At 61.5% G+C, this 9,055-nt stretch carries 11 protein-coding genes and 4 tRNA genes; 7 read left to right on the top strand and 8 right to left on the bottom strand.

All coding sequences use genetic code 11. The features are described from left to right. Window positions 1-81: 81 nt before the first annotated feature. Window positions 82-156: transfer RNA gene (locus FJ039_12015), tRNA-Gly, on the bottom strand. A gap of 15 nt (window positions 157-171) precedes the next feature. Next, window positions 172-256 (bottom strand) — tRNA-Leu (locus FJ039_12010). 427 nt (window positions 257-683) lie between these two features. Here FJ039_12010 and FJ039_12005 point away from each other — a divergent pair. Continuing rightward, window positions 684-821: a redoxin domain-containing protein gene (locus FJ039_12005; GenBank protein ID MBM4406873.1), complete on the top strand. Its 138-nt coding sequence runs from the start codon at window positions 684-686 to the stop codon at window positions 819-821. Between the two features lie 63 nt (window positions 822-884). After that, window positions 885-1,145: a redoxin domain-containing protein gene (locus FJ039_12000; protein MBM4406872.1), complete on the top strand. Its 261-nt coding sequence runs from the start codon at window positions 885-887 to the stop codon at window positions 1,143-1,145. A 388-nt stretch (window positions 1,146-1,533) separates the two neighbouring features. On the opposite strand, the gene FJ039_11995 is transcribed toward FJ039_12000, so the two are convergent. Continuing rightward, window positions 1,534-1,609, bottom strand: a tRNA-Trp gene (locus tag FJ039_11995). A gap of 99 nt (window positions 1,610-1,708) precedes the next feature. On the opposite strand from FJ039_11995, the gene FJ039_11990 reads away from it, so the two are divergent. Beyond that, window positions 1,709-2,215, top strand: a complete 507-nt coding sequence (locus FJ039_11990; GenBank protein ID MBM4406871.1) for an NUDIX hydrolase — start codon at window positions 1,709-1,711, stop codon at window positions 2,213-2,215. Then, window positions 2,196-2,747, top strand: a complete 552-nt coding sequence (locus tag FJ039_11985) for a GNAT family N-acetyltransferase (protein ID MBM4406870.1) — start codon at window positions 2,196-2,198, stop codon at window positions 2,745-2,747. The genes FJ039_11990 and FJ039_11985 overlap by 20 nt, the downstream gene beginning before the upstream one ends. A gap of 73 nt (window positions 2,748-2,820) precedes the next feature. Here the strand turns inward: FJ039_11985 and FJ039_11980 are convergent, their stop codons facing one another. Genes FJ039_11980 through FJ039_11965 form a run of 4 tightly spaced genes read right to left on the bottom strand, consistent with a single transcriptional unit; the run spans window position 2,821 to window position 5,757 of the window. Next, window positions 2,821-3,771, bottom strand: coding sequence for an SDR family NAD(P)-dependent oxidoreductase (locus tag FJ039_11980; protein MBM4406869.1), 951 nt, complete (start codon window positions 3,769-3,771; stop codon window positions 2,821-2,823). Window positions 3,772-3,796: 25 nt separating this feature from the next. Then, on the bottom strand, window positions 3,797-4,798 hold the full coding sequence (locus FJ039_11975; protein ID MBM4406868.1) for an SDR family NAD(P)-dependent oxidoreductase: 1,002 nt from the start codon (window positions 4,796-4,798) through the stop codon (window positions 3,797-3,799). 42 nt (window positions 4,799-4,840) lie between these two features. Further along, window positions 4,841-5,272, bottom strand: a complete 432-nt coding sequence (locus tag FJ039_11970) for a dehydratase (GenBank protein ID MBM4406867.1) — start codon at window positions 5,270-5,272, stop codon at window positions 4,841-4,843. 29 nt (window positions 5,273-5,301) lie between these two features. Next, window positions 5,302-5,757, bottom strand: a complete 456-nt coding sequence (locus FJ039_11965) for a MaoC family dehydratase (protein MBM4406866.1) — start codon at window positions 5,755-5,757, stop codon at window positions 5,302-5,304. A 220-nt stretch (window positions 5,758-5,977) separates the two neighbouring features. On the opposite strand from FJ039_11965, the gene greA reads away from it, so the two are divergent. The 3 genes from greA to FJ039_11950 all read left to right on the top strand — a co-directional run bounded on the left by greA (window position 5,978) and on the right by FJ039_11950 (window position 8,303). Beyond that, window positions 5,978-6,442 (top strand): transcription elongation factor GreA, encoded by a 465-nt coding sequence (gene greA, locus FJ039_11960; GenBank protein MBM4406865.1) that lies wholly within the window; start codon window positions 5,978-5,980, stop codon window positions 6,440-6,442. A 40-nt stretch (window positions 6,443-6,482) separates the two neighbouring features. After that, a complete protein-coding gene (gene serS / locus FJ039_11955) occupies window positions 6,483-7,751 on the top strand; it encodes a serine--tRNA ligase (protein ID MBM4406864.1) in 1,269 nt (422 codons plus the stop codon). A gap of 462 nt (window positions 7,752-8,213) precedes the next feature. Further along, window positions 8,214-8,303: transfer RNA gene (locus tag FJ039_11950), tRNA-Ser, on the top strand. A gap of 69 nt (window positions 8,304-8,372) precedes the next feature. On the opposite strand, the gene FJ039_11945 is transcribed toward FJ039_11950, so the two are convergent. Continuing rightward, window positions 8,373-9,055 (bottom strand): site-specific integrase (locus FJ039_11945; protein ID MBM4406863.1); only part of this gene is annotated, 683 nt, incomplete at its 5' end.

Below are 9,055 nucleotides of genomic sequence, written 5' to 3'. Positions count from 1 at the left end.
AGGGAATATAGCATACCGGAGGGAGGGGGAGGTGCAGAAGGGAAAGAAAAGGCCCCCGGTGATCGGGGGCCTTTGAGATTCTGGAGCGGAAGACGGGATTTGAACCCGCGACCCTCTCCTTGGCAAGGAGATGCTCTACCGCTGAGCCACTTCCGCATGTTGCGACCGCGATGGTGCCGAGGGAGAGACTCGAACTCTCACGGGTTGCCCCACCACCCCCTCAAGATGGCGTGTCTGCCAATTCCACCACCTCGGCATGGAACCGCGCTTGTGAGGGAGCGGGCCTATCCTCCCTGTGCACAGAACCCAATCAGAGCGGGGAACGGCTGCCTGATTGGACTATGGTCAATGATAGACGCGCCTCAGGCGGGATGTCAAGAAGAGGGCGTCGCTCGCGAGGGGTGTTCGAACCTGTTGGGGAAGAAGATCAGATGGCAGTGAACCACGGCCCACTCGCAGGGTCGCCCTCGCGCAGCTCGGAGGCCATAGGCCGCGCTCGAGGTCGCTTCGGTGGACGCAGCGCAGGCGCTTTGTTCATGTTGCTCGACGACGTGCACAGAGTGAGGAGGGCCAGCGGCGACGCCATGCAACCGACCAAGCGCCCGCAAGCGCGACTAACGCTATAATGACCTATCGCTCCGGCGTCCCGCCGAGGCGGCACTACACGATACAGGGAGGGCACTATGGCAGTGGAAGTGGGCCAGATGGCCCCTGACTTTACCCTTCCTTCCCACGACGGCCAGAAGATTACGCTGAGCCAGTATCGCGGGAAGCAAGCGGTCGTCTTCGCCTGGTATCCGGCGGCGTTCACCGCCGGGTGAGCCAGCCAATGCTCCTCGCTCCACCGCGCCGGGAAGCGGTTCGAGGAGAAGGGCGCTCAGGTATTGAGCGCGAGTTGCGATAGCCAGTATGCCAACAAAGCATTCGCGATAGGGCTGGGCGGGGTGACACATCCGATCGTGAGCGATTGGCACCCCAAGGGGAAGGTGGCCCAGGAATGGGGCGTGTACAACGCCGACCGCGGGCTGCCGATCCGGTCGGCCTTTGTCATAGACAAAGAAGGCATCGTGCGGTTCAAGAAGATCTACACAGGTGAGCTGCCGACGCCGGAGGAGTTGCTGGCGGAGCTGGACAAGCTGAAGTAGAGGCCTTCACCCTCATCTCTCACTTCTCCGATGCAGCATCGGAGGACTTTAGGATGACAACAAGAGCCTCCCCGAGCTACGGGGAGGCTCTTGTTTGACGGGACATGCGGTGATCCTCCTCGTTTTTCGGGCCGAATCATCCCACAAAAAGTCTCATTCCATTTGGACCAGCTTTCGGGGAGGGGACCAGCCATTCGTCCATCTCAGTGACACTCGACACGTATAGTCACGTCGTACCTCATTTACAGAAAGTTGTGGCAGAGACTTTCGAGAGTCTGCTACAGAAAGCACGGCAAAAAGCGGCAGTCGGGTAAGATGGCGGCAAATTGGCGGCAGAACGGCCACCGGGTTGCACACCTTGGGTGGCCGTTCAACAGATTCAAAAGAATGGCACGAGCGGCAGGAATTGAACCCGCAACCTGCGGTTTTGGAGACCGCTGCTCTGCCAATTGAGCTACGCTCGTAAATCAGGTGAGCAACGCTCGCGCCAGAAGCCCAGTATAGGCGCGCCCACCTCTGGGCGTCAAGGCGAACCAGGCGCTTTTTGCTTGACGCTTCTGAGCATGGGTGCGACAATTCTTGAAGAGTCCTTTTCATCTTTCCAGCAGGCGGGCTTTGCCTTGCCAACTGAAGAACATTTCTCTGAGGGCGGCGTTGTCTACCGGGAGTCCGAACGAGGGATCGAAGTCATCCTCTGCGGCCGGGTGAAGCCTCTACTGTGGAGCCTACCGAAAGGGACGCCCGACGATGGCGAATCACCCGAGGCTACGGCGTTACGTGAAGTGCGCGAGGAGACTGGCCTCCAGATCGCCATCGAGCGCGACCTGGGGGAGATCGAATACTGGTTCCAGAAGCCGGGCGCCCGCGTGCACAAACGCGTGAAGTTCTATCTGATGATTCCGACAGGCGGCTCGGTGGATGACCACGACCCAGAGTTCGATAGGGTGGAGTGGTTCGAGGGTGAACAGGCGCTCGCGACGATGACATACACGAACGAAAAGGAAGTGATGGAGCGCGCGCTCCGCTTCCTCCGCGAACGAAAGGCCCGCGGTGTTACAGCAAGTCAGTAAGGTCCTCATCCGCGAGAAAAAGCTCTCCGATTCGGCCAACGACTATGCGTGGGCGATAGACCCCGAGTTGTGCCGCCTGGACGCCACGGTCCCGCTCTCCATGTCCTTCCGGGACGCGCTGATGATGTACGAGGAGGAACTCCTCTACCCCGCACCGCGCCGCAAGCGCTTTGCCGTAGACACGGCGGATGGGACGCACATCGGCAATTGCATGTTCTACGACGTTGACGAGGCGAAGGGCCAGGCTGAGCTGGGCATCATGATCGGCAACCGGCGCTACTGGAGCAAGGGCTACGGGACGGAGGCGGTGAAGGGGCTCCTGACGCTCATCTTCGCCAAGACCAAGCTGAACCGCATTTATCTGCACACGCTGGAGTGGAACATCCGCGCGCAGAAGGCCTTCAAAAAGGCCGGTTTCACCGAGATAGGCCCCGTGCGCCGCAACGGGTATGATTTCATCGAGATGGAGATCACGCGAGGGCAGTGGGAAGAGATGCGCAGAGGCGAGGACTCACCAGCGCAGACTTCATAAGCATTTCTCCTTCAAACAAAAAGGCCTGCGCCGGAACCGGCGCAGGCCTTTTTGCTTTTCTCGATGGCCTTCACTAGGCCTTAGGCGTCTGGGGCGGGGCTGGGTTATACATATCCTTGCCGAGAGTCGTGGGCAGGAGCTTGGCGATCTCCTCGATAGTCCACATGCCACCCAACTTTTCGATGGTGCGCTCGGCGTGGGGATTCTCGAGCAGGGAGACCTGGCCGGCCTGGACGTAGAAGAACTGGCCGGTGATGAACTTGGCCTCGTCCGTGCAGAGGTAGACGACCATGGGCGCGATGTCCGCAGGGGAGTCCACAAGCACCGGGGCGGAAGAGGCGGTGGCCGAGGCTTCGCCCATGACGCGGGTGACGCCGGAGGTCTTGGCCTTCTCCCTGGATTCGGCGCTGACGGTGGCGGTGAGGCGCGTGGCCGCCGCAGGCGCGATGCCGTTCACCGTGACGCCGTATTTGAAGACGTCCTTGGAGACGGTGCGGACAAAGCCCGCGATGCCGTCCTTGGCGGCGCCGTAGTTGGCCTGGCCGGCGTTGCCGTACATGCCGGAGAGGGAGGAGAAGCCGATGATGGCGCCGCTCTTCTGCTGGCGCATAACCATGGTGGCCGGCCTGCCGATGCAGAACATGCCTTTGAGGTGGACGTTGATAACGGAGTCCCACTCCTCTTCCGTCATGTTGTAGACCATGCGATCGCGGAGGATGCCCGCGCAGTGGACGACGATGTCCAGCCTGCCGAAGGTGTCCAGGGCGGTCTTGACGATGCTCTCGCCGCCCGCGACGGTGGCGACGCTCTGGTAGTTGGCCACGGCATCGCCGCCGGCCTTCTTGATCTCTGTGACCACCTCGTCTGCCGGGGTCTGGGATGCGCCGCCGCCGATGGTATCGCCGCCCAAGTCGTTCACTACCACTTTCGCGCCCTGCTGGCCCAGGAGGAGGCAGACTTCGCGGCCTATGCCTCGGCCGCCGCCGGTGACGATCGCTACTTTGCCTTTGAGATGCTGTTTCATAGGTGTGTTTCCTTAGGAGGTGTGCCTAGCCGGCCTTCTGCGTAGCCGATTGCGACTGCCCGGCACCGGCGGCCTGGGTAGCCAGCGCCTGGGCGGTGGACTGCATGAGCGCTGGCGGGACCACAAGGCCCATGCGCCCTCTGCGCTGGGGAACCCATTCGATGAGTTCATCTACGGTCCAGCGGCCCGGCTTAAAGATGGTCTTGGCGGGGCGCGGCGGAGCGACGAGGGAGATGACACCGCCGCCGACAAAGATGGCCTGGCCGTTCATGAAGCCCGCCTTTTCGCTGGCGACATAAGCGACCACGGGAGGCACTTCGGCAGGGTTCATCTCCACCACCTGCGGATCATAGCCGAAGCCTTCGCGGACAACGCCGATGGCATCGCGCCGGGCTTTGGAGGCCAGGTAGTCCTCGGTCAAGGTCATGCGCGTGGCGGCCATGGGGGCAATGGTATTGGCGGTGACGCCGTAGCGGCCCAGGTCCAGGGCCACGACCTTGGTGAAGCCGGCGATGGCCGATTTGGCCGTGGAGTAGTTGGCCTGGCCGATGTTGCCATAGAGGCCGGAGGTGGAGGTGAAGGTGATGATGCGCCCGTAGCGCTTCTGCCGCATGATAACGGAGGCGGGCTTCACCACCGTGAAGGTGCCTTTAAGGTGAGTGGCGATGACGGCGTCCCACTCCTGCTCCGTCATGTTGAAGATCATGCGGTCGCGGAGGATGCCGGCGCAGGTGACGACGATGTCCACGGTGCCGAAGGCGTCCAGGGCAGTCTTGACGATATTCTCACCGCCCTGCATGGTGGCGACGCTATCGTAGTTGGCGACTGCGGCGCCGCCCTTCTGCTTGATCTCGTCCACCACGATGTCCGCGGCCTTGTGGGAGGTACCGGTGCCATCGGTGGCGACGCCCAGGTCGTTCACGACGACCTTGGCGCCCTGTTCCGCCAGCGCCATGGTGACTGCCTTGCCCAGTCCACCACCCGCGCCGGTGACAACTGCTACTCTGCCCTTCAACCAATCGCCCATAGAGGCCTCCTATCAAAGAATCGAAGATTCCAGTGTTTTCGCTTACTTTCGCACAGGAAGGATGACGGTGGCCGAGCCGGGGGTCGTCTTTTCTCCCTTGCCGTTCTCCATCCAGATCTCGCAATCCACCATGTGCTTGCCGTCTTGCACGTACTTCTTGGTCACCTTGCCACGGCAGGTAAGGGGGTCGTTCGGGTAATCCATACCGCGATACTGGACGGCCAGCTTCCTGAGGGCGCCGTGCTCGCCCGCCCAATCGGTCATCAGCTGGCCCAGAAAGGCGTTCTTGAGGGCGCCGTGGACGATGATGCCGGTGAGGCCGGTGCCGATGGCGAAGTCCTTATCGTAGTGGATCTGGTAGAAATCGCCGGAGGCCCCTGCATACATCACCAGCTGCTGGCTGGAGACGTTCTTCTTGAGCGCGGGGATATCCATCCCCTCTTTCACATCGTCCCAGTAGACCTGTCCTGCCATATGCTCTCTCCTGAAGCGCGGTGCGATTTTTAGTAAAGGATGCGGGTGGACGTCTGGGTGCAGGCCACTTTGCCATTCTGGAGCTTATAGCTCTGAATCATGGTGACAAAAAGCATCTCACCCATGCTGCCCTGGCGGAGCTTGAAGCCGCCGTACTTGGCGGTAACCGACACCTTATCGCCGACTCGGACGGGCTCGAAGTACTCCCACTCGCTGCCGCCATCCAGGACGCGCTTGTAGGGCGTTTTAGCCTGGGCGTCAGGCAGGGAGCCGGAAAAGAGGGCGCGGCAGAAGGTTGGCGGGGCGATGAGCGCGCCATGCCGCCCCTTCTTGGCCGCCTCTTCGTCCTTGTAGGCGGGGTTCGTATCGCCAATGGCCTCCGCGAACCGCTTCACGTGGCCCTTTTCAACGTCATAGGTGACCGGCGCGGACTCAAGGCCGACGAGCTTCTCCAGCTCGGCCATCATCGCCTTCGTATCGGACATGACAGTACCTCGTGCGCGAAAGTAGGAGGAGGAACGTTGCTGAGGAAACCTGGCGAAATATAGCGTTCCGCATCTGAGCCGTCAATGGCAAAAGGGGTAGGCGGACGCCTGGGCGGCTCTCCCCCGACTTTACAACACCAGGGCCGCCTCTTATAATTCGGGGTAGCGGGGGCGTCCTGATTGGCACATCGGGACGCTTCTGGTTTTCTCCGGAGGCGTTATGCCCCACCAACCGGTCTATCTAACTGGAGAGGGACTCGCGAAGCTGAAGGCGGAGCTCGAGCACTTGATGAACGAGCGGCGCCCTGCCGTGGCCGCGCGCATCCAGGCCGCGAAGGACCTGGAGAGCACCGTGAACAACGCCGAGTACGACGATGCCAAGAACGAGCAGGCATTCGTGGAGGGGCGCATCCTGGAGATAGAGAATATCCTCTCCAGCGCCACCGTGGTCCACCATGAGCAGCACCGGATCATCGAGATCGGCTCCACGGTGAAGGTGAAGGGCAAGGACGGCGCCGACGACACCTACACCATCGTGGGCAGCAGCGAGGCCGATCCCCTGCACGGCCGCATCTCCAACGAGAGCCCCGTTGGGCGGGCGCTCCTTGGCAAGAAGGTGAGGGACGAGGTCAAGGTCAAGACCCCCGCCGGCGAAATGAAGCTCAAGATCACCAAGATCAGTTAGTTTCCCTTCGTCTTGAGCCGGGGTCTCCCGGCCCACGCCCATGCTCTCCATCGAACTCATCCGCAAAGACCCCGCCGCAGTCCGTCGCGCTTTGGCCCGGCGGCATGACGATTCGTCCATCGAGCCCATCCTGCAGATAGACGAGCGCCGCCGCGCCCTGCTCACGGAGGCGGAGGGCCTGCGCGCCCGCCGCAACGAAGTGAGCAAGCAGATCGGCAAGATGAACCCCAAGCCGCCCGACCTCATCGCGGAGATGCGGCAGGTGGGCGATACGATCAAGGAGCTGGAAACGCAGGTGACGGCGCTGGAGCAGGAGCAGCGAGACGCCCTCCTGCGCCTGCCCAACATCCCGCGCGACGGCGTGCCCGACGGCCCGGATGCCTCCGCCAATAAAGAGGTGCGCCAGTGGGGCGCGCGGCGCGACTTCGCCTTCAAGCCCCAGCCGCACTGGGAAATCGCCGCCAAGCTGGGCATCATAGACTTCGCGCGCGGCCAGAAGATCTCCGGCTCGCGCTTCTATATCCTGCAGGGCCGCGGCGCCAAGCTCCAGCGCTCCCTGATCCAGTGGATGCTGGACCGCCACGTCTCCCGGGGCTACACGGAGGTCTACCCTCCCTATATGGTGCGCGAGCAGGTGGTCTACGGCTCCGGCCAGCTCCCTAAGTTCCGGGACAACCTCTACCGCGATGCCGAAGAGGACTACTGGATGGTGCCCACGGCCGAGGTGCCCATCACCGGCATGTACGCCGATGAGATCCTCCCGCCGGGGACGGCGCCCATCCGCCACGCCGCCTACACGGCCTGCTTCCGCAGGGAGAAGATGTCCGCCGGGAAGGATATCCGAGGTATCAAGCGCGGCCACCAGTTCGACAAGGTGGAGATGTACAAGCTGGTTCCGCCGGAGACGTCCGGCGAGGAGCTGAAGGCGCTGGTGGCAGACGCGACCTCGCTCGCCGAGGAGCTGGAGCTGCCGTACCGCCTGCTGCAGCTCTGCACCGGCGACTTGGGCTTCGCGGCGGCGGAGTCGTACGACATCGAGCTGTGGGCGCCGGGCTGCAACGAATGGCTAGAGGTCAGCTCCTGCAGCAACTGCGGCGATTTCCAAGCACGCCGGGCGAATGTCCGCTTCCGCCGGGAGGCCAACGCCAAGCCGGAGTTCGTCCACACCCTCAACGGGTCCGGGCTGGCGCTCCCCCGCGTGATGATCGCCATCCTGGAGACCTACCAGGAGGGGGACGGCTCCGTGACGGTGCCGAAGGCCTTGCGCCCCTACACCGGGTTCGATACGATTCCTGTGTCACCTCGGTAGTCCCGGTCCGCGGAGAGATGGTCCAGGTTCCCGCAAGAGCCTCAATTCTTCCCCATATCCCCACTTGACCGCCCAAGACATTGCGGATCGGACTTCGCAAGACATCCCACACATCCGCCTCGCATCTCCGGGTCGCAAAGGGAGTCTCCCTCATGATCCACGAGCAAAATCATCGGGATATTGCGCCGAGTGGCAATCGCTTGAGTTCCACTAACCCTGCTTACTCCTGCCGTAGATGACACTTGCATATGTCCACCCCCGGAACTCTTTGGTATTGCCGACCTGCCTGGGTCCGGCTACTCCACATGGCGGTTTACAGTCAAATTACTGTCAACGAACCTGGACGACTAGGGATGCTGGCACCAAGCCAAGGCTGGGCTGGCCCTCATAGCCCAAGCGGACGACGCGCCCTTGGGAGTTGGACAGTTTTCCTGCTCTCATTACAATGAGAATGGCCCAGATGGAGAGATGGCAGAGCGGACTATTGCGACAGTCTTGAAAACTGTTGTGGCCTTCGGGTCACCGTGGGTTCGAATCCCACTCTCTCCGCCACCTTTTTCACAGATGTGCAACGTATCCAACTAGGTTCCCCCGCATCGACATCGGTCGAGGGCATAATTCTCATTTGCTAACAGATTTGCTAACAAGGTCGTCTTTGTTCTCCGCCGATGGATTGCCACCGATTATGTCATCTAGCCGCTCTGCCGCCGCCGCTTGCAGACCTGGGGTTACGTGACTGTACGTGTCCAAGGTAATCCCAATGTTTGAATGGCCCAAGCGTTCACTGACAACCTTGGGATGTACGCCCGCCTTTAGCATCAGAGAAGCGTGTGTATGACGACTCATGTGCAAGTGCGCTTTGATGCCTAGTCGGTCACATATGCCTTTGAACGCGTGAGTAAACGTATCAGGCGACAATGGGCGTCCATCGGGCCGAGCAAACACGTAGTCGTGGTCTGTCAGAATCCTACCCATGAAGGTTGCTCTAGCCGCTTCGCTCTCCCGATGTTTTTGGAGCAAGAGGGCGGCCTGAGGGCCAAGAGCGATATTTCGCTTGCCTCTCTTTGACTTCGGAGGTTCAGTGATTGTCATCCCTCCTTTGACAATGTGAAGGGCCTCAACTACCGATAGGGTCGCACCCAAGACATCCACATTGCCCCACCGGAGGCCACACAACTCACTTCTTCGCATGCCAGTGAGTGAACCGCCCCGGGAAAAGTGGAGGCTATTATCCTTGAGAGGAGGAAGCCATGACACGACCGGGACGGTATCCAGCGGAGGTGCGAGAGCGGGCGGTGCGCTTG

It is taken from the genome of Chloroflexota bacterium (genome assembly GCA_016875535.1).
Lineage (GTDB): Bacteria > Chloroflexota > Dehalococcoidia > SHYB01 > SHYB01 > VGPF01.
The sequence above is the reverse complement of the archived record's forward strand: the minus strand, read 5'-3'. Positions and strand labels throughout refer to the sequence as shown.